The organism is Tianweitania aestuarii, assembly GCF_018457165.1.
Classification (GTDB): Bacteria; Pseudomonadota; Alphaproteobacteria; order Rhizobiales; family Rhizobiaceae; genus Tianweitania; species Tianweitania aestuarii.
On sequence record NZ_JAFMNX010000001.1, the window covers coordinates 1,581,552 to 1,606,923 of the forward strand.

Consider the following 25,372-nt stretch of genomic DNA (forward strand, 5'->3'; position numbering starts at 1 on the left):
ACCTTTAACGGAGCGCGGCGACGGCAACAATCAGGACGCCGACTTCTGCAACCTGCTGGACCATGCCAAGCACATCGCCGGTCTGGCCGCCGATCTGCCTGAGCGCCAATCTGTGAAGCGAAACAACGATCAGGCCAAGCAGGATTGCCGCAAGAATGGCATGTCCAAACCCGAGCGGCAGCAGGGCAAAGAAGCCAAGCAGAAGCGCCAGCATGGCACTGTTTTTCGGCACCTGCCCAACGCCGGCGGACACACCACCTTCGCGGGCGTTCGGAAGCGTGTGCATGGTGTAAGGAAGCAGGCCGCGCGAGGCACAATGCGCCGCGATCAGCGTGGCGAGCGTGATCCCGAAGCCATACGGCACGAGCGCAGCCAGGAGCGCGGCCCGCAGGAGAAGCGACAGAACGAGCGCTGCGACCCCATAGGTGCCGATGCGGCTGTCTTTCATGATCTCCAGCTTGCGCGCCCGCGTGGAGCCGCCGCCGAAACCATCCGCAACGTCGGACAGGCCGTCCTCATGCAGCGCGCCGGTGATCAGAAGCAGCACGACGAGCGCCAGACCGGCGGAAGCGAGCGGCGGCAGATCGACGGCGTGGCCGAAGCTCAGCGCGACGGTTGCGGCTACAGCCGGAACGAGCCCGGCGAGCGGTGCAGCCCATAAAGCGCGGCTGAACCCGTCGGGCGCCAGGCGATAGGCGGGCATCGGCAGGCGCGTGAAGAAGCCGAGACAGGCGAAGATTTCGCCCATCCAGTCACGATCCCTGCCCGGTCCCGCCGTCATGCGCGGGCGATCGCGTGGAAATAGGTGCCCGACACAAACCCGCGTCGTGCCCCCGATGGTCCAAGGACATTGCCGATGCCGTCGGCGAGTTGCGACAGCGGCTCATCGTTGCCGGGATCGATCACGCGCGAATAATGAAACTCGTGGCCGCGCACCGTCTCGCCGGCGCGTCCGATCGGGCAGTCGGCTTCAAGCACGGCCTGTCGGTAGCCGAGGTTGAGTTTGCGCTTGGCATAGCTTGTGGCGTGGCCGAGCAGGCCCGTCATGGCATGGGTAACGCCGTCGGCGTCTTCCAGCGCCCGCCCCAAGACCATGAAGCCCCCACACTCGCCATGAACGGGTCGCGTTTGGGCGAAACGGCGCAGGCCGGTCTTGAACCTTTCTGCGGCAGCAAGGCGACCGGCATGGAGTTCGGGATAGCCGCCGGGCAGCCAGCAGGTGTCGCAATCCTCGGCCGGCGTCTCATCGGCCAGCGGCGAAAACGGCACGATCTCCGCACCCGCTTCGCGCCACAAACGCGAGACATGCGAATAAACGAAGGTGAAGGCGGCGTCCGAGGCAAGCGCGATCCGCTGACCGGGCGGAGGTAAGGCGTGGGTAATCGACCCCGTGCCGGCTTCCACCGGTTGAGCAAGCTTGATCACGGCATCGAGGTTCAGGCTCTTTTCCATCGTGTCGGCAAGACGATCGATAAAGGCCTCGAGCGCCTGATGTTCGCTGGCCTGAACGAGGCCGAGATGGCGTTCGGGCAAAGCCATGTCCGGGTTTCGGTAAACCGCACCGACTACAGGAATGCCGCGCGCTTCGATGGCAGCACGCGCCTGATCCTCATGCCGTGAGCTGGCGACTTGATTGAGCACGACGCCGCCGATCGGCACTTGAGGATCGAAGGTGGCGAAGCCATGCGCGACCGCAGCGGCCGTGACGGACTGGCCGGAGATGTCGAGCACAAGGAGCGTCGGCAGACGGTAGCGCCGCGCCAGCTCGGCGGCAGCCCCGGACCGGCCGGGATCCGAGCGGATGCCGTCGAACAGGCCCATCGCGCTCTCGATGATCATGAAATCAGAGGCTTGCGCCTGTTCGCTGATGAGATAGTCGAGCAGATCAGGGATCATCGACCAGCTGTCGAGATTGACGCCGGGTTGGCCGGTGGCGGCGTGGTGGAAGCCGGGATCGATATAATCCGGGCCCGACTTGCCGCCGCGCACCGTGTAACCACGCCGCGCCAATGCGCGCATCAGGCCGATGGTGACGCTGGTCTTGCCCGAGCCGGAACGCGGCGCGCCGATGATCAGGCCACGCGCGCTCACGGCAGGATGACTTCGCGCATCAACGAACCCAAGGCGTAGCGCTGCAGAACGATTTCGCCGACGACGATTAGGGCCGGCGGCACGATGCCGGCAGCGCGGACATCGGCTTCGACGCGAGCGAGGTCGGAGATCAGCAGCCGCTCCTTGACGGTGGTCGCGCCCTGGATGACGGCAACCGGCGTCGTTGCGGCAAGCCCGCCGTCACGCAGGCCGGCAGCGATGATCGGCAGATTGCTCATGCCCATATAAACCACGAGCGGCTGCCCGGTGCGGGCAAGCGACGCCCAGTCCAGATGATCCTGATCATCGATGCCGTGCCCGGTGGCGAGGATGATCGCCTTGTTCACGCCGCGCAGCGTGGCGGGCATGCCGGCAGCGGCGAGCGCACCAAAGGCGGAGGTCACGCCCGGCAGAAAGCGGAACGGGATGCCGGCGGCGGTCAGCGCTGCGGCTTCTTCACCGCCACGCCCGAACACATTGGGATCGCCACCCTTCAAGCGCAGGACACGTTTGTTCTCGCCGGCAAGCTTCACGATCAGCTCGTTGATGAAGGTCTGGCTGGCGGACGGCTGTCCCGCGCGCTTGCCGACATAATGCGCCTGCGCCTGCGGGCCTGCCTTGAGCACGGCTGCATCCACCAGCGCGTCATAGACGATCGCATCCGCCTGCCCCAGCGCCGACACGACTTCCAGCGTCAGGCCGGCGAGATGGCCGGGACCCGCGCCGGCGAGCCAGACATGCCCAGGCTCGAAAGGCGGCATCTGTATATCGAGGCGCGCGAGGGTTTCAGGAAGGCTCATAGGCTGTCGCGGCCCCGGAAGCGGCGCTGGTAAGCGGGATCATAGAGTGAGCTTTCGCGGAAATCCTCGGCTCCGAGGCCCGGACCTACAAAGATCAGCGCCGTGCGGTCGATCGGATCGGCGGCAACCTCAGCTTCAATCGTGGCGAGCGTGCCACGCAGGATGCGTTCTTCCGGCCAGGTCGCGCGCACGACGATGGCGACGGGGCAATGGGCACCATAAAGCGGGGTCAGTTCTGCAACGACGCGATCCAGCGCATGAATGGCCAGGTGGATTGCCAGTGTCGCGCCCGTCGCGCCGAAAGCGGCCAGATTTTCGCTGGCCGGCATGGCGGAAGCACGGCCGGACACACGGGTCAGCACAAGGCTCTGCGCCACTTCCGGGATCGTCAGCTCGCGCTTGAGCGCGGCGGCTGCGGCGGCGAAGGACGGAACGCCGGGGGTCAGCGTGTAGTCGATGCCGAGCTTTTCGAGGCGGCGGATCTGTTCGGCAACGGCGCTCCATACCGACAGATCGCCGGAATGCAGCCGCGCGACATCGTGGCCTGCGGCTTGAGCGCTGGCATATTCGGCTTCGATCTCGTCGAGCGACATCGGCGCCGTGTCCACGATGCGGGCATCTTGCGGGCAATAATCGAGCAGTGCTCTGGGAACGATCGAACCGGCGTAAAGGCAGACTGGGCAGCGCGCGATGAGATCGCGGCCGCGTACCGTGATGAGGTCCGGCGCGCCGGGGCCGGCGCCGATGAAATGCACGGTCATCAATCCACTCCGCTGACGGCGAGCGCGCAGGTGACGCCGTCTTGTACCAGGCGCGGTCCGAGCAGGCGCGCATCGGGACCGCAAGCTGCCAGAGCCGCCGCTTCGCTGGCCGAGCCAAGGCCCGTCGCTGCAAGCGAGGTCTCGCTTTTTGTCAGGCCCTGCGTGTCTGCGGCCTTCAACTGCTGATCTGTAGGAACGGCCAAGGGAATGCCGAGGATTTCGGCCGCTTCGATCAAACCGGCTTCATCGCGCTTTCCGGGAACGGTCGCCAGCAGAGCGAGGTCGTCGCGCGTGAAGCCGTGGACATCCAGGGCCGTGTCGAGCGTAGCCAGCACCACCATCGCGCGCGTATCTTTCGTGCAGCCGACGCCTGCAACCATCATGGCTTCACCCACATCCATTGCATGACCGGCATAGACGGGCGCCAGCCGCTCATAGAGCCGATCTTGGAAGCACGCGCGACGGAGACCTGGATGAGATCACCGCCGAGACGGGCATGAAGCGCCAGCAGCACGGCTTCCATTTCAAGCGTGACGCTGTTGGCGACAAGCCGACCGCCGGGCTTCAGCGCGGCGACGACAGCATCCATCGTGCCTTCATCCGAACCGCCGCCGCCAACGAAGATCGCGTCGGGTTGCGGCAGGTGGGACAGCGCATCCGGCACACGGCCTTCCACCAGTTTCAAGCCGGGAACGCCGAAGCGGGTGGCATTGCAGCGGATGCGGGCAACGCGCTCGGGCTCATGTTCAACGGCAATCGCGCGCATGGACGGATGCGCCAGCATCCATTCGATCGCAACCGAGCCGGACCCGGCGCCGACATCCCACAGGAGCTCGCCCCGCCGTGGCGCGAGGGCGGAAAGTGTTGCGGCGCGGATCGGGCGCTTGGTGATCTGGCCGTCATGCTCAAACAGATCGTCCGCCAGCCCGAAGCCGAGCGGCAGGATGCGGGCGTCATTTCCCGCAGTGACCTCGATGGCGAGGACATTCAGCGGATCGAAGGACGGGAGCGGTTCGGTGGCAGTCCAGGATGTCAGACGCTCCTGCGGACCACCGAGGGCTTCCAGAACATGCAGCCGGGACGCGCCAAAGCCGAGCTCGCGCAAGGAGGCGGCAATCGCGGCAGGCGCTTGCCCATCCGAGGTCAGCGCGAGAACACGGCGCGCGGGATGCAGCAGCGGCCGGATCAGGTCTATCGGCCGGCCATGCAGCGAGACCGTCTCGATGTCCTGCAAGGCCCAGCCGAGGCGAGCCGCTGCAAGGCTGAAGGCCGAAGGTGCGGGAAGAACGTCGATCTCCTCCGCATCGATCACCCGCGCGATCGTTGCGCCGACGCCGAACAAAAACGGATCGCCGGATGCCAGGACGCAAACCTGGCGGCCTTGCAGCGCGATCAGATCCTGCATGGAGGGGTCGAAGGGTTCGGGCCAGGCGCGCGCCTCGCCCGTGATCAGGCTTTGCGCGAGCGCGAGATGGCGACGGCCGCCCATGACGATCTCGGCCTGGGCGATGCGATCGCGCGCTCGTGGCGAGAGGCCGTTGACGCCATCTTCACCGATGCCGACCACCGAAAGCCATTTCGTGTCTGTTGCCGACAGCCCAAGCGGATTATGCAGCGGCATGAACACACCGCATTGCTTGATCCTGGGGGGCACCGGCGACGCGCGGCAATTGGCGCAGCGTTTGGCTGGTCGCGCCGACCTTCGCGTGACCCTGTCGCTTGCCGGCCGCACCAAGACGCCGCTGCCACAAGCCGTTACGACGCGTGTCGGCGGCTTTGGCGGTGCTGCCGGGCTGGCCGAGTTTCTTCGAACCGAGCGCGTCGACTTGCTGGTTGATGCAACCCATCCCTTCGCGGCGCAGATCAGCGCCAATGCCTTTGCAGCCGCGCAAGAGACTGGAACGCCGTTGCTCGCCTTGGATCGTCCTGTCTGGACGAAGGCTGAGGGTGACGATTGGATCGAGGTGGATGACGTCGCTGCCGCCGCTGCAGCTATCAGCGGTGAAGGCCGAACGGTGTTTCTGACCATCGGCCGGCAGGAGCTCGCCCCCTTTGCCGCTTATCCGCAGCACCGCACCATCATCAGAAGCGTCGATCCAGCGGATGTGGTTCTGCCGAACTCCACGATCATCCTTGACCGTGGCCCGTTCGATGCCGCGGCCGAGGAAAGGCTGATGCGCGCGCATGGCATCGAGGTCGTCGTCAGCAAGAACAGCGGCGGCGATGCGACCTACGGCAAGATCATCGCCGCACGAAAACTTGGGCTGCCCGTGATCATGGTCAAGCGCCCCCAACCATCCGGCGCGCGGAGCGTTTCCGGCGTCCAATCGGTCGAGGACTGGATCGAGGCTCATGTCGCGGCCTTTGCGGAGCGCGGTGCATAAACCAGCGTCTCACGGCCCGGCCGTTCGATCAGCCGTGTTTCGGGAGAGCCGATCAGGATGCAGGTGGCCATATCAGCCATATCAGGCTCGGCTTGGCTGAGCGGCACGATCCGGATGCGCTCATCGGGACGACCGGCAGCGCGACCGAAGACCACAGGCACGGTGTGCGGCAAAACGGTGCGCAGGATCTCGAAAGCGCGGCCAAGCTGCAGCGGACGGGCCTTGGAGATCGGGTTGTAGAGCGCGATCACGAAGCCGGCGGATGCCGCGGCAAGAAGCCGGTTTTCGATGAGATCCCAGGGCTTCAAATTGTCGGACAGCGACATCGTGCAGAAGTCATGGCCAAGCGGCGCGCCGACGCGGGCGGCGACGGCGAGCATGGCTGTGACACCCGGCACCACCGAGAAGTCGAGGTCGCGCCATTCAGCCGGACCGTGCTCGATCGCCTCGCACATGGCCGCGGCCATGGCGAACACACCGGCATCACCACCAGACACAACGGCGACGTGCTTGCCGGACGCGGCGAGTTCCAGCGCAGCCTTGGCGCGGTCGAGTTCCTCGCGATTATCGGACGCATGCAGGATCTGGTCGGCGCGCACCTGAAGGCGATCGAGATAAGGCTTGTAGCCGAAAAAGTCGCTGGCCTGCGCGATCGCGCTGCGCGCCTGCGGCGTCATCTGATCGGGATTACCGGGGCCGGTGCCGATCACGGTGAGACGTCCACTCATACGAGACCCTCCGTCATCTGCAGGGCAAAACCCAGATCCTGCCCCGGCTTGGCGGCCCAGCCGGGCACCAGAACGAGCGAGAAATATGGGGCGATATCGTCGGCTTTGTCGGCCAGAGGAGCGATCACCATGTTGGCCATGGTGCCGCGCTCGACATAGATCGCGCGGTCGAGCTTGCCGGCTTCAGCCAGCGCACGGCGGATCTTCGGGAGATTGCGTCCGACCTTCATGATGATGGCGGCCTGCGTATCCACGAGCCTCTCGGCCAGAATGTTTTCGTCCAGAGTGCCCGGCAGAACGCTCAAGATGTCGTCGCCCTGCACGATCGGAACGCCGGTCGCCGACCAGCAGCCGGACATGGCGGTGATCCCCGGAACGACCTCGGTGGGGTAGCGATGCGCAAGCCTCACATGCAGATGCATGTAGGATCCGTAAAACAGCGGATCGCCTTCCGACAAGACGACGACCGTGCGATCGGCGCGAAGATGATCTTCGACCTGCTTCGCAATGTCTTCGTAGAAGTCGTTGATGGGGTTAATGTAATCCGCGTGATCCTTGTGGACCTCGGTGGTCACCGGATAGATCATCGGCAGTTCGATGATACCGGGCCGCATATGCGCCTCGACGATGGTGCGCGCGTTGCCCTTGGCTCCGCGCTTGGCGAAATAGGCGACCACATCGGCTTCGGCGAGATAGCGCGCGGCCTTCAGCGTCAGGAGTTCAGGATCGCCTGGGCCGGTACCGAGGCCGATCAATCTGCCAAGCGGTGCGCTCATAGGCCGGGCCTCGCCAGGGCGTTAACGGCAGCCGCAGTCATGGCGCTTCCACCCATGCGGCCGCGCACGACGGCAAAGGGAATGCCGAATGTGCTTTCAGCCAGCGCGTCCTTCGACTCCATGGCGCCGACGAAACCGACCGGCATGCCGATGATGGCGGCAGGCCGCGGGGCGCCGGCGGCGATCATGTCGAGGAGGTAGAACAAGGCCGTCGGGGCGTTGCCGATGGCGACAACGGCGCCTTCCAGCTGCGGTCGCCAGAGCTCGAGCGCAACGGCGGATCGGGTGTTGCCGAGTTCCTTGGCGAGTTCGGGTGTACGGGGATCGCGTAGCGTGCAGATCACGGGATTGGTGGCGGGAAGCCGGGCTTTTGTGACGCCCTGAGCTACCATTTCAGCGTCGCACAGGATCGGCGCGCCGTTCAGGAGGGCGGCGCGGGCAACCTCAACGAAAGTGGGAGAAAACTGGAAGAACCGGGCAGCTTCCACCACGCCGCAGGCATGGATCATGCGCACGGCAACATCGGCTTCCGCTTCGGTAAACAACGAAAGATCGGCTTCGGAGCGGATGATGGCGAAGCTTTTCTCGTAAATCGCGTCGCCTGATTTGATGTAGTCCGTGGTCATGAAGCCCGCTGCATGGGTTTTTGCGTCATCAGCCTGTCGCTGAAATCGGGTGGGAGCACTATCCCGTTCGCGACGATCTTGCGAGAGCCCGGGACGCCGATCACAGAAATGAACGTGCCGCTCGGCCTCGCACATTCCTTTTCGCACCCCGAAAGATGCAAAAGAAATGGCAAATCCTCTTCATTTGCGCATTTGGCAGCGAGTTCGGCTCCCAAGGCATGGGTGTTCAGATAACCAGACGCGCAAGCCGGCGCTCCGGCACAGGCAACGATTCGCAAACGCGGATCATCCGGCCGCGTGATGACATCGAAGGACGTGGATAGATTGATCGCTTTTTCCGCGATGGATGCGTCCGCGCACAGAAGGATCAGCAGGCGGTTCGGCGACAGGCGGAGTTCGCCGATGCCGAGCGCCTGCCATTCCCCGCACAGCCCGATCAAGGCTTCAGCGGTGACCGTGCCGAACGGCAGGGCGATCACGGCGGCGACGCGACCATCGGTCAGCGGCAGGATGTCTCCCGGATGAAGTTGGGCGGTGTCACCCTCTTGCGGCTGCGCTGGTGCTTGAACCGTGTCGTAGGTCGGCAGCAGATCGCGACCGCGTGTCTTGCGGCCACCTCCAGCGATCGTGTGCAGTAGCGCGACGGCGGACTGGATGGCGTGTTCGGCATCATAAACGCCGACGAAGCGAGCCGTTTGAGCGTCCCCGGCAAGCGCGACCTGCCAGGTCTTCGCATCGAGCGCGGTCAGGCGGATATCGGCTTTGACGCCGGCGAGCATGGATGGACCACCACCATCCACCACGACGGAGACCTTCGGGCCGAGCTCGGGGGCGAAAGGCGCGGTCTGGTTCTGGATCGCAGCGGCAAGCGGATGCGGGTCGGCGTGTTCTTGTTCGCAAAGGCCGGCGAGCGGCGCGATGTCGAGCGGAAGGCCGGTGCGGATAAGGAGGCCGAGCGCTTCAACGGCGGCGTTCATGTCCGACACGGTTTCGTCGCGCAGACCGCGGATCTGCAGACTGCCGCGCAGGGTGATCTCGAGCAAACCGTTGCCGCAGCGTCTTGCGGCTTGCGCGACGCCCGAGAGGTCAGCCGGTGCGATGGCGCCGTTGATCGGGTTGATGCGCGCGAGCAGGCCGTCGCCAGTCGGCATCGGCTTGGACAGAGACGGGCATTCGCCGCGCTGGCGATGCGGGATGATGGTTGTGGTCATGCGGCCACCTCGCCGGCCCGTGCTTCGGCAATCAGGGCAGACAGATCGTCGTCGATCGAATTGCGCAGCGGATGCCAGAGACCACGGCTGCGCGCCGAGGCTAAGCGTTCGGCGATGAAGCGGGCGGCGGCCGGGTTTTCGCGCAGAAGAAAGGCGCGCACGGTGTCGTCTTCGAGATAAGCCGTATGAAGATCGCCGATCAACGCGCCGGGCACGGCATCGGTGGTTTCGGCAAAGCCGACGAGGCGATCAACGGTTTCGGCAAACTCGGAAGCGCCGCGCGGACCATGGCGCAGCTGACCGGCGATGAAGCGCGGGTTGAGAGCACGAGCGCGCACGGTGCGGGTGATGGTCTGGGCGAGCGAGCGCGCCTCCGGCGTTTCGGCCTTGGTCGTGTCGAGCACGATGAGATCGGCCTTGCCGCCGAGTGCTTTGACCGCCGCCGCGAAGCCACCGATGAAGGCCACGTCGGCGGAACCTTCGAGGATGTCGCGGCCGGGATCGTCGGCGCTGTGAACGAGAAGATCGGCTTCCACGAGACGGTCGGCAAAGCTGCCGTCCCGACGGCCCTCGCCGCTATGGCCACCAAAAGCATGCGACGCGCCATCGAGATAAGCGCGGCCGAGTTCGGCGCGTTCGTCCCAATCGCCGGAAGCGAGCTTGTCTTCCACGCCGGAGCCGTAAGTGCCGGGCGCAGAGCCGAAGATGCGGGCGGTGACTTGACCGTCGCGCCTTGCGGCAGCGAGCGGATTGTCACCTTCAGCTTCATCGCGCGCGGCAACGGCTGCGACAGCCGCATCGATCAGGGCGATCTGGGTGGCGAACATATCGCGGAACAGGCCGGATATGCGCCAGGTCACATCGATGCGCGGTCGTCCGAGCTGTGCCGGTGGCAGAACTTCGATGCCGGTCACGCGGCCGGTGGCAGGATCCCATTGCGGACGACAGCCCATCAGCGCCAGTCCCTGCGCGATCTCCTCGCCACCGGTGCGCAGGGAGGCGCTGCCCCAAAGGTCTATGACGAGCGCGCGCGGCCAATCTCCGTGTTCCTGCATATAGGATCGGAGAACTTCGGCCGATGCCTTTTCGCCGAGGGCAAAGGCCGTGGGCGTCGGAAGGGTGCGCGGGTCGGAAGTGAAGAGGTTGCGCCCGGTAGGCAGAACATCGGTGCGGCCACGCGCCGGGGCACCCGCAGGACCGGGGCGGATATGGCGGCCATCGAGCGCGGCGAGCAATGCGGTGCGCTCGGCGTCCCCGCATTCGCGACGCATCGGATCGTCACCTTCCGCGCGGCCGAAGATGTGCAGGCCATCCTTGACCGCGAAATCCTTGAGATCGCAGAGCCAGGCATCAATGCGCACCAGGGCGGCGTCGGGATCGTCAGCGGCGTCGACGCCCGCTTCGCCCGCCAGCCCGGTTTTCTGCGCCGTTTCCACGATGAGCTTGGCGAGCCGATCACGGCGACGGCGATCAAGGCCGTCGGCCTGGCTGTATTCGTCGACGAGGCGTTCGAGTTCCTGCTGCTCGGGCGACAGGCCAGCACCTTCCAAAGGCGGCGTGAGATGGCCGAGCGTGACGGCGGCAATGCGGCGCTTGGCTTGCGCGGCTTCTCCGGGATTGGAGACGATGAACGGATAGATCACCGGCAGCGCGCCGGTGACGATCTCGGGGAAACAGTTCTGCGACAGTGCTGCGGTTTTGCCCGGCAACCATTCCAGCGTGCCATGCGCGCCGACATGGATGATGGCGTGGGTACCGACGATCTCGCGCATCCAGAAGCCGAAGGCGACAAGCGCATGACGCGGCGGCAAAGCGGGATCGTGGTAGTCGGCACGCCGATCGGCAGAGCGACCGCGGTCCGGCGCGAGGGCTATCGTGACATTGCCGAAGCGAAGCGCGCGGAAGCCGAAGCCGTCATCCTCAGCGTCTGTCTCAGGTTCACCCCAGGTCTCGGCTAGCTGGGCCTGCGCGCCTTCAGGTAGTTCTTTAAGAAGCCGCTTATAGCTAGCGACATCAAGCGTTTCTCGTGAATTAATCAGATCGCGCATCAACTCGCGCGGAAGCTCGGGCACCTCACCAACCGTGTAGCCAGCGGCAAGGAGATCGGCCAGCATAGCCAGCACACTGGCTGGAACATCAAGGCCCACGGCATAGCCGGTGCGGCCGGCGGAACCGGGATAATCCGGCAGGAGGATCGTGATCTTGCGTTCGGCCGGTGGGGTTTGGGTCAGGTGGAGATAGTTGGCGATGCGGGTCGCCACGTGGGCGATGCGGTCGGGTTCAGGGCGGTTGATCTGTGCCGAACCAGGCAGCAGGCCGGGCTCCTTGAAGGAGATGGCGCCGGCAAGAATGCGGCCGTCGAGTTCGGGCAAGACGACATGCATGGCGAGATCGGCGGGTGCCAAACCGCGCTGGCCGCTTTCCCAGGCCTCGCGCCGCGTCGTGGCCGTGACGATCTGGAACACTGGCAAGCCGAACTGATCGAACAGGGTTTCAGCGCCGGGCTCCGCGCCGCTCGCAAAGGCCGTGGCGGTGAGGATCGCCGACGGGTGATGCTGGGCAACCGCCTCCCGCAGGAAGGCTTCGACTTGGCTGTCGCGCAGGCTCGACACGTAGATCGGCACGGGGTTGAGGCCGCGTGCTTTCAGCTCGTCGGCAAGCGCATCGATGGGCGCGACATCCTCGGCAAGCAGCATGGAGCGGTAGAACAGGATCAGGACAGGCGAGCCCGTGGTCTGCTCGTCGGGGCGATAATAGCCGGCGCGCGGAAGCGGCTCGGCTTCTTCCACCGCGCGCTCCTGGCCCGACAGCATTGCCATGCGCTCCACAACGCGGCGCATGTTGTCTGGCCCGCCTTCGCGGAAACAGGCGAGCAGCGCCTGGCGCTCGGACGGCTCCATCGTGGAAAGAGAAGCGAGGCGTTCGTCCTCGACGCGGCATTCGCCGGGCAGAAGCGCGAGCTTGACGTTGTAACGGCGCGCGGTTTCGCTCAGGCGATCGCAGCCATAGCGCCACCAGTCATAGCCACCCAGCACACGCACCACGATAACCTTGGCGCTGGCCGCGATGCGATCGACCCAGAGATCGACCGACATCGGGTGGCGCAGATCGCGCAGGGCGGCAAGCCGCAGGTCTGGCAGGCTCGCATCCGCTTGAACGGCGCGATTAAGGCTGGCCAGATCGCTGTCAGAAAACGACAGCGCAACCATGTCCGCAGGCTGATGACCGAGATCGATGGGCTCGATCAGGTCGTCCAGCGAAGCCGTCGTGGTTGCGAGGATGTGCATGAGCTTTTACGCGGCGAGGATGGTCTCGACCGCCTGACGATCCAGCCCCTTCAGGCCAATCACCACCAGCCGCGTGCCGCGCGTTTCATCCGACTTCCAGGGACGATCATAGTAGTGCGCGACGCGTGGACCGACAGCCTGGACAAGGAGGCGCATCGGCTTGCCGGAGACCTCGGCAAAACCCTTCAGGCGCAGCACGTTTTCCGTCTCCGCTGCCTTTGCCACCTTTGCGGCGAGCGCATCGGGATCGGTGATCGCGGGCAGCTCGACGATGAAGGTGTCGAAGTCGTCATGCTCGTGATCGAAATGGCCGTCATGGCTGGTCTTGCGGTTTTCGATGTCGTCTTCCACCGCAAGGCCGAGGCCGAGAAACACAGCCGGATCGATCTGGCCATGCGCGGACTGCACGATCTTGACCGCGCGCGGGAGATGCTCTGCGATGCGGGCTTCGGCGCGGCCGAGCGCGTCGCTGTCGAGCAGGTCACTCTTCGACAGAACGATGAGGTCGGCGCAGGCGATCTGGTCGTTGAAGACTTCATCCACCGGATCGTCATGGTCGAGCGACTCGTCGGCCACGCGCTGCGCCTGCAGGGCATCCATGTCAGACGCGACCTTGCCCTCGGCCAGCGCCGGACCGTCCACCACGGCCACGACGCCATCGACGGTGACGCGGTTTTTGATCGCGGGCCACTGGAAGGCCTGGATCAGCGGCTTGGGCAGCGCCAGACCGGAGGTCTCGATCAGGATGTGATCGACCTTCGGCTCGAGGGCGAGGATCTGGTCGAGCGCTGGCGCGAAATCATCGGCCACCGTGCAGCAGATGCAGCCATTGGCGAGCTCGACGATGTTCTCGTCCGGGCAGTTCTCGACACCGCAGCTCTTGAGGATCTCGCCGTCGATGCCGACATCGCCGAACTCGTTGACGATGATGGCGATGCGCTTGTTGCCGGATTTCTCCAGCATGGAGCGCAGCAGCGTGGTCTTGCCCGCTCCAAGAAAGCCGGTGACGACGGTGCAGGGAGTGCGGTCGGCTGAAACGCTCATGGGAGGTCCTTCAGGTGGTCGAATGTGGGTATGCGCGCGATCAAACCGCGCTTCAAGGCTTCTGGACGGGCGCCAAACGGCATGAACCCGTCAGATGACGTCGCAAAGAGCGCAGCGCCGGCTAGAATGTCATCCGCGCTGGTTTCCTCAAGTTCGCCGAACAGGTAGCTCCAGCCTCCCGGCCGCAGCATGGCAACGCTGATGCCGCGCCGGCAATTGCCGAGGCAGCCAGCGCTCTTGACGGAGATGTCGGTGTTCCTTGCCGCTTCGCTGACGGCTTCGAGCAGGCGCACGCCGGGACGAACACCGTCCGCCGGCATGTCGCGCAACCGACAGGAGCGGCACACGACAATGGTCACCGCAGCCGGCTCACAAGCCGGGTCGGGCACGTTTGGGATCGCCGGTCGAACTGCCGCCAAGATTCCAGTCTCCTCGCCCGGATCGCCCGCCGGACATGTTCAGGATCAAAATGCGGACGGCAGGTCTCCTGGCTCTCGGATCATCGCGATCCTTCCACCTTCCCAGGCTTGTCGCCCAGTGGCTTTCGGAAGAAGCGCTCACCCGATCACAGTTGCGGGGACAGCTGCGGATTGGCTTTCGCGTACCGCATTCCCTCTTAGCTCCCGGCGTTGCGGCCGGCAGACCGTCGAACACGCTTGTACGGCCTGGCGCGAGCGGCTGTCAACGCGACGACTTTGCAGGCCACTAGGCCGCCAGGGCATGTCGCGAATCCGATTGCACGACATCGTGAAAGCTCTATGGTGACCGGGTCGACGGTTCCCGCAAGGGATCAAGGGAACGCGGTGAGGACTTGCTCCGATGCCGCGGCTGCCCCCGCAACTGTAAGCGACGAGCTTTGCCAAAACACCACTGGAGCCTGCTCCGGGAAGGTCGGTCAAAGCGCCGGAGTCGCGAGCCAGGAAACCTGCCGCCGACATGAAATGACAACGTGCCCTCGGGTGGAGGGCGGAAGGATGATCATGACGACTACAACGCTCGCGCCTGCCGGTGCATCGGTTCAAACGCATACGCAGGTCCAGGCCCTGCCCCTGATGATGGCCGCCCTCCTGGGCCTTCTGGTGATCGGCTTCGTCGGCTTCTCGCATATCGAAGCCGTGCACAATGCCGGCCACGATTATCGCCATTCCATGGCCTTTCCCTGCCACTAACCAGGGATGACATCATGACCCTTTTTCGTAACGTCGTGTTTCTCGCGGCGCTGGCCGGACTATGCGCCGGTCTGGTGATGACTGCGCTTCAGATCACGTCCACCGTTCCGCTGATCCTGCAGGCGGAAACCTTTGAAGGTGCTGCACCGCAAGCGCATGAGCATGGTGCAGCCGAGGCTGGCGCCGGACATAGCCATGCGGCGGGAGCGCCCGCCCATGTTCATGACGAAGATGGTTGGGCGCCGGCCGATGGCTTCGAGCGCACGGCTTATACGACGCTCGCCAACATCGTGACCGGCATCGGCTTCGCGCTGCTTCTGGTGGTTGCCTCGGAGTTCACAAGCGGCATCACCACGCTGCGGCAAGGACTTCTTTGGGGCTTCGCGGGCTTTGCGATCTTCACGCTGGCGCCCGGCCTCGGTCTTCCACCGGAACTGCCGGCGATGCCCGCCGCCGATTTGACCGCGCGGCAGGTGTGGTGGACGGGCACGGTGGCGGCAACGGCGGCCGGATTGGCGCTGGTGGTTTATGGCCGAGCATCGTGGCTGGCGATCATTGGCATCGCGCTTTTAGTGGCACCGCATCTGATCGGCGCACCGCAGCCGGTGAACCACGACTCGCCGGTACCCGAAGGGCTGCATCATCAGTTCGTGGTGGCGGTGACCGTGACGAACCTGGTGTTCTGGGCCGTGCTTGGGGTTGCGACGGCACTGCTGCGCGGCCGTATGCTGGACCGTAGCGTCGTTGCAAGGCCGCGGCTTGCCTGACGAGACCACACAAAACCGGCTGACTTTTCTGCTCGGCGGCGCGCGCTCCGGCAAGAGCTTGCACGCCGAGCGGCTGATCACAGCCCTGCCCGCGCCCTGGACCTACATCGCCACGGCGCAGGCCTTTGATGACGAGATGCGCGAGCGGGTCGCGCATCATCGGGATCGGCGCGCTCAAGGCTGGCAAACGCTGAACGCGCCGCTCGACTTGGCGGGCACGCTGCGCGCCTTGCCGGCTGGAGCGCCTGTGCTGCTCGATTGCCTGACGCTGTGGCTGACCAACGTCATGCTGGCTGACCACGATGTCGAAGCCGCGGTGACCGAATTGTGCGGGGTTCTGGCAAGGCCGACGGGCCGCTGGTATGCCGTTTCCAACGAAGTGGGCCTGAGCATCGTCCCGGAAAATGCGCTGGCGCGCCGCTTCCGCGACGAACAAGGCCGGCTCAACCAGAAGATCGCGGCGTTGGCCGACGAGGTTCTGTTCATGGTGGCCGGCCTACCGATGAAAGTGAAGTGAATGACCGAGATCGACGCTGAAGAAGCCGCCCGCCACAAGGCGAAGATGGAAAAGCGCAAGCAGGTCCAGGACGCCGAAGTAGCCGAAAAGACGGTCGAAAAGGGCCTGCTGATCGTCAATACCGGTCCCGGCAAGGGCAAGACGACGGCGGCGTTCGGACTGGCCTTGCGGATGCTGGGCTATAACAAGCGCGTCGGTGTCGTGCAGTTCGTGAAGGGCGCGTGGCATACCGGCGAGATGGACGCGTTCAAGCGCTTCGGCGATCAGGTCGTGTGGCACACGATGGGCGAAGGCTTCACCTGGGAAACGCAGGATCTCCAGCGCGACATCGCAGCGGCGGAACGCGCCTGGGCGAAGGCGGAGGAGCTGCTGGCCGATCCGACGATCGGGCTGGTGGTGCTGGACGAGCTCAACATCGCGCTGCGCTACGAGTATCTCGATCTCCAACAGGTGGTGGCGACCCTCAGCGCGCGGCGTCCTGACCTGCATGTCGTGGTGACAGGCCGCAATGCCAAGCCGGCGCTGGTTGAAGCGGCGGATCTGGTGACGGAGATGACGGCCACGAAGCACCACTTCAAGGCCGGCGTGAAGGCGCAGCAGGGCATCGAGTTCTAGCGCGATGGCCGCGCGTGCGCTCATGTTCCAGGGCACCGGCTCCGATGTCGGAAAATCGCTGGTGGTGGCCGGCCTTTGCCGCGCCTTTGTTAATCGCGGGCTGACCGTTCGACCGTTCAAGCCGCAGAACATGTCCAACAATGCTGCGGTGACGGATGATGGCGGCGAGATCGGCCGGGCGCAGGCGCTGCAGGCGCTGGCCTGCCGCACGCCGTTGACCGTCCATATGAACCCGATCCTGCTCAAGCCGCAAAGCCAGGTCGGCGCGCAGGTGGTGGTGCAGGGCAAGGTGATCGGCAATGCCGATGCGCGCGCTTATCAGGGCATGAAGGCCGCCTTGATGCCGCAGGTTCTGGAGAGTTTCGGGCGCTTGAAGGCTGAGGCGGACCTTGTTCTGGTGGAAGGTGCAGGCAGTGCCTCCGAGGTCAATCTGCGTGCCAACGACATCGCCAATATGGGCTTTGCGCGCGCGGCCGATGTGCCGGTGGTGCTGATCGGCGACATCGATCGCGGCGGGGTGATCGCCAGCCTTGTGGGCACGAAGCATGTGGTCGATGGGCATGATGCCGCGATGATCTGCGGCTTTCTCGTGAACCGCTTTCGTGGCGACCCTACCCTGTTCGATGCCGGCATGGTGACGATTGCCGAGCAAACGGGCTGGCGCGCCTTTGGCTTGCTGCCGCATTTTGAGGATGCGCGGCGTTTGCCGGCGGAAGATGCGCTGGCGCTGACGGCAAAGTCGGCGCGCAAGGCAGCATCCGGCAAAGTGCGGATTGCCGTGCCGATCCTGCCCTCGATCTCCAACTTCGACGATCTCGATCCGCTGGACGCCGAGCCCGATGTGGAGCTCGTTCGCGTGTGGCCGGGAACGGCCCTGCCCGGCGATGCGGATCTCGTGCTTCTGCCGGGATCCAAGGCAACCATTGCCGACCTGAAGGTGCTCAAGGAGGCCGGGTTCGGCATCGATCTGCAGGCGCATATTCGGCGCGGCGGGCATGTGCTGGGCCTATGCGGCGGCTTTCAGATGCTGGGCCGCACGATCAACGATCCAGATGGCATCGAGGGGCCGGCTGGGTCGGTGGAAGCGCTCGGATTGCTCGACGTCGAAACGGTGCTGACATCGGACAAGGCGCTGCATCCTGTGACCGGCAAAACGGCCGATGGGACCTCTTTCCGAGGCTATGAGATGCATGTCGGGCGCACGCAAGGTCCGGGCGTGGCCAAGCCGTTTGCGCGACTGGGCGACGGGCGTTTGGACGGCGCGGTGTCAGCGAATGGACTGGTGTCCGGCACTTATGTGCATGGCTTCTTTGCCGATGACAGGCAGCGCGCGGCGTGGCTGGAAAAGCTCGGCGGCACGTCGCAGCTGGCCGATTACGATGCCGGTGTCGATCAGGTGCTGGATGGACTGGCGGCGCATTGCGAGCGCTTCCTCGATCTGGATGCGATGCTCAGCCATGCCAGGTGAAGAGCGCCAGCGCGACCACGCCGGCCAGCGCAACCATCAGAAGATCGGCGGTCCAGTAAAGACGCAGCGCGCGGCGAATGTCGGCAGCGGTCGCATCGCGACGGCCACCCTCACCCATGAAAGCATCGTTGACCTGAACCCCGCCGTAAGACCGGGGGCCGTTCAAGGCGAGACCCAACGCACCGGCAAAGGCGGTTTCCGGCCAGCCGGCATTCGGCGAACGATGCTTGGCCGAATCGCGCCGCACCGCACGCCATGCACCCCAAGCGGAACAGCCGGGCAGGATTGCGGCGGCAGCGATCACCAGAAGCGCGGTCAGGCGCGAGGCCGGCAGATTGATCAGGTCGTCGAAGCGCGCGGATGCCCAGCCGAAGTGCTGATAACGCGCGTTCTTGTGGCCGATCATGGAGTCGGCCGTGTTGACGGCCTTATAGGCCGCACCGCCGGCAAGCCCGCCCACAGCCAACCAGAAGGCCGGCGCGACGATGCCGTCGGAAAAGTTTTCCGCGAGGCTTTCGATAGCGGCGCGACAAACGGCTGGTTCGTCCAGCTGTTCGGGATCGCGACCGACGATCATGGAAACGGCGCGGCGGCCGCCGGTCAGGCCTTCGGCTTCCAGTGCTTGGGCGACGGCCTGAACATGGGTCGCGAGGCTGCGCTGCGCCAAGAGGCTGCTGGCGATGAGGGCGGTGAGAAGCAGCGCCCAGCCATGGCCGAGCACGGTCTGGATGGCAAAGCCGATGCCGCCGGCAATGATGAGCAACAGGACCAGCGTCAGCACGCCATTGGTCTTGCGGGTGGCATTGCTGAAGTCGGTCCGGTTGAGCATCCGTTCCAGCCGCGAGATCAGCGCGCCGATCCAGGTCACGGGATGGCCGATGGCGGCGAACAGGCGGTTGGGATAGCCAAGCGCGAGTTCGAGGATCAAAGAAAGAAAGGCGAGCAGGACAAACATGCGCAACCAGGCTGAAGTGTCGGATGTGCCGGACCATGGCGGCAGCCTGGCGCGCGCCGAAGCGCAGTTTCCGCAGGCTGCCCGGCCATGGATCGACCTGTCCACGGGTATCAATCCGCACGCCTATCCGTTTTCGCCCCTGCCCGCCACCGCCTTCTCGCGCCTGCCGGAGCCGGCTGAAACGGATGGGTTGGCAAAGCTGGCGGCGCAGACCTTCGGCGTGGCCGATCCGGCCTGTATTGTTTGTGGTCCGGGCACGCAGATCATGCTGCCGCTGGTGATGCGGCTGGTGCAGCCGGGTCGCACGGCGGTGCTGTCGCCGACCTACGCGGAACATGCGCGTGCGGCTGCTCTGGTCGGGCACGAGGTCACAGAAACCGGTACGCTCGATGAGCTTTACCAATCCGATCTGGCCGTGATCGTGAACCCCAACAATCCCACTGGACGTGTGGTTGCGCGCGCGCAGGTGCTCGATCTTGCGCGGCATCTTCATGCCAAAGGCGGTTTGCTCGTGGTGGACGAGGCCTTCATGGAGGCTGGTTCGGCTGGAGAAAGCGTGGCTAACGATGTCGGCCAAGGCGGGCTGGTGGTGCTGCGCTCCTTTGGCAAGTTCTATGGGTTGGCCGGGGTTCGATTGGGGTTTGTTCTGGCCGAAGAAGAACGCGCGGCGTGGCTGAACGCGCAGCTTGGACCTTGGGCGGTGGCGGGGCCGACGCTGCATATTGCCAGGCAGGCGCTGGCCGACGACGCCTGGAAGTTGGCCATGCGGCGGCAGCTGATGGGCGAAGCAGAGCGGCTCGACGGTGTGCTGCGCGCTGGCGGGTTGGAGATCGTCGGGGGAACGAGCCTGTTCCGCTTTGTTCGATGTCCCCATGCGAGCGCCTTGTACCGTCATCTCGGCGAGCACGGCATTCTGGTGCGACCCTTCCGCTTTGCCGACGATGTCTTGCGGATCGGATTGCCGGCGGATGACGGTGCGTTCAGCCGACTGGATGCAGCCCTCGCCACGTTTGGAGCCGAGGCATGATCCACGTTACGCCGCTGTCGCACCTGCCGGAAACGCTGGCTGCTTCGAAGGCGCGGCGGGTTATTTCGCTGCAGTCGATCGGAGCGACGTTCGAGCGGCCGGCTGGCATCGAGCCCGACGATTATCTTCAGCTTGCCATGCATGACATCGCGGAGGAGCGCGAGGGCTATGTCGCGCCGTCACGCGAACAGGTTGCGGCGATCCTGGCTTTCGGCGAGCGGGTGACCGAAGACGATCCGATCCTGATCCACTGCTATGCCGGCATCAGCCGCTCGACGGCGGCGGCTTACGTGATCGCGGCCGCTCTTCGGCCTGGTATGGACGAACAGGCGTTGGCGCAGGTGTTGCGGCGCCTTTCACCTTCGGCGACGCCAAACCCGCGCATTGTCGCGCTGGCCGATGCGTTGCTTGGACGCGAAGGTCGGATGATCGCTGCGATCCGCGCCATCGGCCGGGGTGCCGAGGCTTTCGCAGGCACGCCGTTCGTCCTGCTCGAAAATCAACAGGAAGATTGAGACGTTTCGGAACCAAGACCGTTTCTGCCGGTTGAGCGCCGCCAACAAGGAGACAGGTCATGGCCGAGAAGACGCTCGAAGAGATCGCCGCCAAGATGAAGGGCATCGACATCGCGATGCTGACGACCGTCACCGAAGACGGAAGCCTGGCAAGCCGCCCGATGAGCAACAATGGCGACGTCGATTTCGACGGTGACTCCTACTACTTCACCTATGAAGAATCGCGCATGGTCGCCGATATCGAGGAAGAGCCCGCCGTGACGCTCGGCTTCTCCGGCGCCGACGGCTTCTACGTTGCCGTGTCCGGCGATGCCGACCTGATCCGCGACAAGGAAGAGTTCCAGGCGCACTGGAATCCGGATCTCGACAAGTGGTTCGAGGACGGCATCGATACGCCGAACATCGTGATGATCAAGGTCGAGGCCGACCGCCTGAAATGGTGGAAGGGCGAAGACGCCGGCGAGTTCAGCGACTTCTGATCCGAAGCGGAACGTTTGATGGATATGGAAAGGGCCGGTGAGAACCGGCCCTTTTTCGTTGCGTCAAAGCGTGATGCGGTATTTGGCGAAGCCGCCCTCACCCTCGCCGGCGGGCTCGATCTTCACGGCCTTGACGTCGCCGATGAAGTCTTTGGCCTTCGGTCCGGTTTCGAACAGGACGCTGGTGTCGGGCATGGAAGCGAAGGACCAGTTGGCATCGGCCGACGGGTTGATCGTGCCCTGATCGACGATGTAGCGCACGATCACATCGCGGTTGGTGTCGGGCGCCTCGAAGATCACTTTGGACTCGTTGATCTCCGGGAAATTGCCGCCGCCGCCAGCGCGATAGTTGTTCGAAGCCACCACGAACTTGGCGGCCGGATCGATCGGCTTGCCCTCGAACATCAGGTCCTTGATACGGTTGGACGAGGCATTCAGCACCTCACCTTTCGCGCCATATTTCGGGGGCTGAGACAGATCAATCTTGTAGGTCACGCCGTCGATGACGTCGAAGTTGTAGGACGGGAAGTCGGTGTTGATCAGCGGCTGATCGGCCTTGCCGGGCTCCACCTGACGGAAGATGCCGGCCGACATTTCAAGCCATTCCTTGACCTGCGCGCCGGTGACTTCGAGCGCGCGCACGGTGTTGGGGTAAAGATAAAGATCGGCCACGTTGCGGATCGCGATGTCGCCGGCCGGAACGTCGGTGTAATAATCGGCACCGTTGCGCCCGCCCGACTTGAAGGGCGCGGCCGCCGAGAGCACCGGCAGGTCCTTCCACTGCGTCTCCTTCAGAAGATCCTTGATGTACCAGATCTGCGCCTGGGACACGATCTGCACGGACGGATCGTCGGCCACCAGCGCGAAGTAGGAGTAAAGCGGCGCGGAGGTCTTGCCGACCGGACGGCGGACATAGTCGAGCGTCGCCTTGTGCTCGGTCTCGACAGCTTGAACAACCTTCGGATCGTCCGCCACGGTGGCCACGATCTTGTCTTCGCGCTTGAAGATCGGCCGCGCTTCCGAGGTGCCGGACACGACCTTCCATGTGTTGCCGTCACGCTCGAGCAGCAGGTCGATCAAACCCATATGCGAGCCCCAGAAGCCGCCCATGACGGCCTGCTTGCCTTGCAGCGTGCCCTTCTTGGTGTCGACGCCTTCCATGTCCTGGAAGTCCTTGGGTCCGGGGAAGACGAGGTGCTGGTGGCCGGTGAAGATTGCGTCGATGCCGTCCACACCCGCCAGGAAGAAGGAGGCGTTCTCCATCATCTCGGTTTTCTTGGTGTCGATGCCGGAATGCGACAACGCGATCACGATGTCGGCGCCCTCTTCCTTCATCTGCGGCACCCAGGCTTCCGCTGCCTGAACGATGTCGCGCGTCGCGACATTGCCGCTGAGGTTCTTGGAATCCCACACCATGATCTGCGGCGGCACGAAGCCGATGATGCCGACCTTGATCGGATGCTCGGCGCCTGCGCCATCTTTGATCGTCCTGTCGAGGATCAGGTAGGGCTTGAGGTAAAGCTTGTCGTCGCGTGGATTGGCGGCGAGCTCGGTGCCGCGGATCAGGTTGGCGCAGACGAACGGATAATTCGCGCCGGCCAGAACCTTGTCCATGAAGGACAGGCCGTAGTTGAATTCATGATTGCCGAGCGTGGAGCAGTCATAGCTCAGCGTGTTCATGGCCTTGATGACCGGATGAACGTCGCCTTCCTTCATGCCGCGCTCATAGGCGATGTAGTCGCCCATCGGGCTGCCTTGAACGAAGTCGCCATTGTCGACCAGCATCGAATTGGTCGCTTCATCGCGCACCGCCTTGATGAGCGACGCCGTGCGCGACAGGCCCATCGTTTCGTTCGGCTTGTCGGCGTAATAATCGTAAGGAAGCACGTTCACATGGATGTCCGTGGTTTCCATGATGCGCAGATGCGCCTGGTTGGCCTGGGCATGGGCGGAAAACGGATGCAGCACGATAAGGCCGGCCGTTGCGGCGGTTCCAGCCAGAAAGCCGCGGCGGGACATTGCGAGTTGCGTGTTCATGATACGGCTCCTGATCTGCAACGAGTCTCGATTGCGCAATGTCACCGCGCCGACGGTGCATGTCCAGCAGATTGACGACAGCACCATGACCATGCGCAACTTGCTTGGAAGCGCGGCGTTGCTTGTTCATAGCTGCCGCGCGGCTTCGCCGACCTGGGATATCTGATGCTTTCCGAACTCGAACAATTTGGCGACACGGTTGCGCGTGAAGGCGAGCAGATCGCCGCGAGTGGCATTCTGCCGTGGTTCGCGCTGCAACTCGGCATCATCGCAGCGCTGTACATCGTGGCGCGGCTCGTTGGCCGCCGGCTGGAGCACCAGCTGGAAGCAAGGGCGCGGCGGATCCGCGACAATCGGGGGCTGCTGCGCGTTGTGGCGGCGGTGCTGCGGCGGCTGCATTGGGCCGTTTTCGTGGTTCTCCTGTTTCTCACGATCACCTTCAGCCGTGCCTATACGCTTCGCCCGCCTGCTCTGCTGTCCCTAGCCCTTGCGCTTTCGGCCACCTGGTTCGTGACGGTGGTGCTGTCGCGGGTCATCCGGAACCGCCTGCTGGCCAAGATCGTGTCATGGACCGTTTGGCTTCTAGCGGCCTTGTTCATCACCGGACTGAATGACGACGCGGGCATTCTGCTCGACCGCATCGCCCTGCCGATGGGGGCAACCCGGCTGTCGCTGCTGACGGTCGTAAAGACCCTGGCGCTGCTCGGCGTCGCGATCTGGCTTGCCAATGCGGGCGGCAGTTTCCTCGATCACCGGCTGCGCACGACCGAAGGGCTGACCCCGTCGATGCGGGTTCTGTTCGGCAAGATCGCCAAGGTCGGCTTGATCATCATCGCCATTCTGCTGGCGATTTCGACCGCGGGCGTCGATCTGACCACGCTGACGATCTTTTCCGGCGCCATCGGCGTCGGCCTCGGCTTTGGCCTTCAAAAAGTGGTTTCGAACTTCATATCCGGCGTCATCATCCTGATGGACCGCTCGATCAAGCCGGGCGACACGATCACGGTCGGCGAAACCTTCGGCTGGATCCGGGAACTGCGTGCGCGGTTCGTGTCCGTCGTGACGCGCGACGGGCGCGAATATCTCATTCCGAACGAGGACTTCATCACCGAGCGGGTCGTGAACTGGAGTTTCACGGACGACCTCGTGCGGCTCGATATCAAGTTCGGCGTTTCTTACAACAGCGACCCGCACAAGGTGACCGAGATAGCGATCGCGGCGGCTTCGAGCGTTTCGCGCGTGGAAAGCGATCGCCGTCCGGTTTGCTGGATCACCGGCTTCGGCGATTCGTCGATCGACTTCCTGTTGCGGTTCTGGATTCACGATCCGCAGCAGGGTCTCACCAATGTGCGCGGCAAGGTCTATCTGGCGCTGTGGGATGCCTTCAAGGCCAACAACATCGACATTCCCTTCCCGGTTCGCGATGTCATTCTTCGTTCCCCGCCGATCGGTTCGAAGATCTTCGATCCCGAAAACATCGCGGAACCGGACGTCTCAGGTGCTAGCCTTGCTCAAAGGTCAGTCCAATCGCCGTCCGATCAATGATTTCGCGCATGGCGAAGGACGTGTTGATCTTGATGACATGCGGCATCGCCGTCAGCCAATCCTTGTGGATGCGCTCGTAATCGGCGAGATCGCGCGCGGCGATCCGCAGGACGTAGTCATATTCTCCAGTCATCAGGTGGCAGGACAGGACGTTCGGGCAGCGCCTGATCGCGGCCTCGAATTCGGACAGCGTCTTCTCGAATTGGCCGGATAGCGAGATATGCACGATCGCCGTCATCGGACGTCCGAGGCCGGCAGCCGCAATCTGGGCGTGATAGCCGCGGATCGTGCCTGACTTTTCCAGAATATCAAGCCGGCGCGAACAGGCGGACTGCGACAGCCCGACCTTTTCGGCAAGCGCCGCGTTGGACATACGGCCGTCCTTCTGGAGTGCCGTCAAAATCGCAAGATCGATCTTGTCCAATGCCATTGATCCGCGATTCCTTCGAAGATGATGCCTTCCCGCGCATGATTATCTCACGAGGACGTACCAGAGCAATTGACATCGCAAAGACCTGCGACACCTCCTGGGCATACAGTCGCGTTCTAAGGAACGCCAAGATAATGGGA

The 25,372-nt window shown here is 64.2% G+C and carries 26 protein-coding genes and 2 riboswitches; of the genes, 10 read left to right on the plus strand and 16 right to left on the minus strand.

The window, feature by feature from the left end; genetic code table 11:
• Nucleotides 1–4: 4 nt before the first annotated feature.
• The 6 genes from cobS to cbiE are packed head-to-tail and all read right to left on the minus strand — an operon-like array spanning nt 5 to nt 5,273.
• Nucleotides 5–781, minus strand: coding sequence for an adenosylcobinamide-GDP ribazoletransferase (cobS, locus tag JYU29_RS07775; protein ID WP_213984091.1), 777 nt, complete (start codon nt 779–781; stop codon nt 5–7).
• On the minus strand, nt 778–2,091 hold the full coding sequence (locus JYU29_RS07780) for a cobyrinic acid a,c-diamide synthase CobB (protein WP_213984092.1): 1,314 nt from the start codon (nt 2,089–2,091) through the stop codon (nt 778–780). The genes cobS and JYU29_RS07780 overlap by 4 nt, the downstream gene beginning before the upstream one ends.
• The gene (cobA, locus tag JYU29_RS07785; protein WP_213984093.1) at nt 2,088–2,891 is read right to left on the minus strand and encodes a uroporphyrinogen-III C-methyltransferase; all 804 of its coding nucleotides are present in this window, start codon (nt 2,889–2,891) and stop codon (nt 2,088–2,090) included. The genes JYU29_RS07780 and cobA overlap by 4 nt, the downstream gene beginning before the upstream one ends.
• A complete protein-coding gene (gene cobM / locus JYU29_RS07790) occupies nt 2,888–3,652 on the minus strand; it encodes a precorrin-4 C(11)-methyltransferase (protein ID WP_213984094.1) in 765 nt (254 codons plus the stop codon). Before cobM ends, cobA begins: the two co-directional genes overlap by 4 nt.
• Nucleotides 3,652–4,035 carry a cobalamin biosynthesis protein gene (locus JYU29_RS07795; protein ID WP_213984095.1) on the minus strand — a complete coding sequence of 128 codons (384 nt, stop codon included), beginning with the start codon at nt 4,033–4,035 and terminating at the stop codon, nt 3,652–3,654. The genes cobM and JYU29_RS07795 overlap by 1 nt, the downstream gene beginning before the upstream one ends.
• Complete coding sequence (gene cbiE / locus JYU29_RS07800) at nt 4,032–5,273, minus strand: precorrin-6y C5,15-methyltransferase (decarboxylating) subunit CbiE (protein ID WP_213984096.1); 1,242 nt, start codon at nt 5,271–5,273, stop codon at nt 4,032–4,034. The genes JYU29_RS07795 and cbiE overlap by 4 nt, the downstream gene beginning before the upstream one ends.
• On the opposite strand from cbiE, the gene JYU29_RS07805 reads away from it, so the two are divergent.
• Nucleotides 5,272–6,036 carry a cobalt-precorrin-6A reductase gene (locus JYU29_RS07805; RefSeq protein WP_213984097.1) on the plus strand — a complete coding sequence of 255 codons (765 nt, stop codon included), beginning with the start codon at nt 5,272–5,274 and terminating at the stop codon, nt 6,034–6,036. The genes cbiE and JYU29_RS07805 overlap by 2 nt on opposite strands.
• On the opposite strand, the gene JYU29_RS07810 is transcribed toward JYU29_RS07805, so the two are convergent.
• Genes JYU29_RS07810 through JYU29_RS07840 form a run of 7 tightly spaced genes read right to left on the minus strand, consistent with a single transcriptional unit; the run spans nt 6,003 to nt 14,127 of the window.
• A complete protein-coding gene (locus JYU29_RS07810; protein WP_213984098.1) occupies nt 6,003–6,764 on the minus strand; it encodes a precorrin-3B C(17)-methyltransferase in 762 nt (253 codons plus the stop codon). The genes JYU29_RS07805 and JYU29_RS07810 overlap by 34 nt on opposite strands.
• On the minus strand, nt 6,761–7,540 hold the full coding sequence (locus tag JYU29_RS07815) for a precorrin-2 C(20)-methyltransferase (RefSeq protein ID WP_213984099.1): 780 nt from the start codon (nt 7,538–7,540) through the stop codon (nt 6,761–6,763). Before JYU29_RS07815 ends, JYU29_RS07810 begins: the two co-directional genes overlap by 4 nt.
• Nucleotides 7,537–8,166 carry a precorrin-8X methylmutase gene (locus tag JYU29_RS07820; RefSeq protein WP_213984100.1) on the minus strand — a complete coding sequence of 210 codons (630 nt, stop codon included), beginning with the start codon at nt 8,164–8,166 and terminating at the stop codon, nt 7,537–7,539. Before JYU29_RS07820 ends, JYU29_RS07815 begins: the two co-directional genes overlap by 4 nt.
• Entirely contained in the window at nt 8,163–9,377 is a 1,215-nt protein-coding gene (cobG, locus tag JYU29_RS07825; RefSeq protein WP_213984101.1) for a precorrin-3B synthase, read from the minus strand. The genes JYU29_RS07820 and cobG overlap by 4 nt, the downstream gene beginning before the upstream one ends.
• Nucleotides 9,374–12,664 (minus strand): cobaltochelatase subunit CobN, encoded by a 3,291-nt coding sequence (gene cobN / locus JYU29_RS07830; RefSeq protein ID WP_213984102.1) that lies wholly within the window; start codon nt 12,662–12,664, stop codon nt 9,374–9,376. The genes cobG and cobN overlap by 4 nt, the downstream gene beginning before the upstream one ends.
• Nucleotides 12,665–12,670: 6 nt before the next feature.
• Complete coding sequence (gene cobW / locus JYU29_RS07835; RefSeq protein ID WP_213984103.1) at nt 12,671–13,708, minus strand: cobalamin biosynthesis protein CobW; 1,038 nt, start codon at nt 13,706–13,708, stop codon at nt 12,671–12,673.
• Nucleotides 13,705–14,127, minus strand: a complete 423-nt coding sequence (locus JYU29_RS07840; protein WP_250157210.1) for a DUF1636 family protein — start codon at nt 14,125–14,127, stop codon at nt 13,705–13,707. The genes cobW and JYU29_RS07840 overlap by 4 nt, the downstream gene beginning before the upstream one ends.
• Nucleotides 14,128–14,168: 41 nt before the next feature.
• Nucleotides 14,169–14,371: riboswitch (cobalamin riboswitch) on the minus strand.
• A 94-nt stretch (nt 14,372–14,465) separates the two neighbouring features.
• Nucleotides 14,466–14,655: riboswitch (cobalamin riboswitch) on the plus strand.
• A 33-nt stretch (nt 14,656–14,688) separates the two neighbouring features.
• Here JYU29_RS07840 and JYU29_RS07845 point away from each other — a divergent pair.
• From JYU29_RS07845 to JYU29_RS07865, 5 genes are read left to right on the plus strand one after another with little or no spacing between them, the layout of a single operon-like run.
• On the plus strand, nt 14,689–14,877 hold the full coding sequence (locus JYU29_RS07845) for a CbtB domain-containing protein (protein ID WP_213984104.1): 189 nt from the start codon (nt 14,689–14,691) through the stop codon (nt 14,875–14,877).
• Between the two features lie 14 nt (nt 14,878–14,891).
• Nucleotides 14,892–15,644, plus strand: a complete 753-nt coding sequence (locus JYU29_RS07850; protein ID WP_213984105.1) for a CbtA family protein — start codon at nt 14,892–14,894, stop codon at nt 15,642–15,644.
• A complete protein-coding gene (gene cobU / locus JYU29_RS07855; RefSeq protein WP_213984106.1) occupies nt 15,637–16,161 on the plus strand; it encodes a bifunctional adenosylcobinamide kinase/adenosylcobinamide-phosphate guanylyltransferase in 525 nt (174 codons plus the stop codon). Before JYU29_RS07850 ends, cobU begins: the two co-directional genes overlap by 8 nt.
• The gene (cobO, locus tag JYU29_RS07860; protein WP_213984107.1) at nt 16,162–16,776 is read left to right on the plus strand and encodes a cob(I)yrinic acid a,c-diamide adenosyltransferase; all 615 of its coding nucleotides are present in this window, start codon (nt 16,162–16,164) and stop codon (nt 16,774–16,776) included.
• 4 nt (nt 16,777–16,780) lie between these two features.
• Entirely contained in the window at nt 16,781–18,244 is a 1,464-nt protein-coding gene (locus JYU29_RS07865) for a cobyric acid synthase (protein WP_213984108.1), read from the plus strand.
• Here JYU29_RS07865 and cbiB read toward each other — a convergent pair.
• On the minus strand, nt 18,228–19,199 hold the full coding sequence (gene cbiB / locus JYU29_RS07870) for an adenosylcobinamide-phosphate synthase CbiB (RefSeq protein ID WP_213984109.1): 972 nt from the start codon (nt 19,197–19,199) through the stop codon (nt 18,228–18,230). The two genes, JYU29_RS07865 and cbiB, sit on opposite strands and share 17 nt — an antisense overlap.
• Between cbiB and cobD the strand changes: the two genes are divergently transcribed.
• The 3 genes from cobD to JYU29_RS07885 are packed head-to-tail and all read left to right on the plus strand — an operon-like array spanning nt 19,198 to nt 21,220.
• Nucleotides 19,198–20,226, plus strand: a complete 1,029-nt coding sequence (gene cobD / locus JYU29_RS07875; protein WP_213984110.1) for a threonine-phosphate decarboxylase CobD — start codon at nt 19,198–19,200, stop codon at nt 20,224–20,226. The genes cbiB and cobD overlap by 2 nt on opposite strands.
• Nucleotides 20,223–20,741: a tyrosine phosphatase family protein gene (locus tag JYU29_RS07880; RefSeq protein ID WP_213984111.1), complete on the plus strand. Its 519-nt coding sequence runs from the start codon at nt 20,223–20,225 to the stop codon at nt 20,739–20,741. Before cobD ends, JYU29_RS07880 begins: the two co-directional genes overlap by 4 nt.
• 59 nt (nt 20,742–20,800) lie before the next feature.
• Nucleotides 20,801–21,220, plus strand: coding sequence for a pyridoxamine 5'-phosphate oxidase family protein (locus JYU29_RS07885; protein ID WP_213984112.1), 420 nt, complete (start codon nt 20,801–20,803; stop codon nt 21,218–21,220).
• 63 nt (nt 21,221–21,283) lie between these two features.
• On the opposite strand, the gene JYU29_RS07890 is transcribed toward JYU29_RS07885, so the two are convergent.
• Nucleotides 21,284–23,257, minus strand: a complete 1,974-nt coding sequence (locus JYU29_RS07890; protein ID WP_213984113.1) for a bifunctional 2',3'-cyclic-nucleotide 2'-phosphodiesterase/3'-nucleotidase — start codon at nt 23,255–23,257, stop codon at nt 21,284–21,286.
• Between the two features lie 165 nt (nt 23,258–23,422).
• Between JYU29_RS07890 and JYU29_RS07895 the strand changes: the two genes are divergently transcribed.
• On the plus strand, nt 23,423–24,802 hold the full coding sequence (locus tag JYU29_RS07895; protein WP_213984114.1) for a mechanosensitive ion channel family protein: 1,380 nt from the start codon (nt 23,423–23,425) through the stop codon (nt 24,800–24,802).
• Here JYU29_RS07895 and JYU29_RS07900 read toward each other — a convergent pair.
• Nucleotides 24,759–25,232, minus strand: a complete 474-nt coding sequence (locus JYU29_RS07900; protein ID WP_213984115.1) for an Lrp/AsnC family transcriptional regulator — start codon at nt 25,230–25,232, stop codon at nt 24,759–24,761. The two genes, JYU29_RS07895 and JYU29_RS07900, sit on opposite strands and share 44 nt — an antisense overlap.
• Nucleotides 25,233–25,372: the final 140 nt, after the last annotated feature.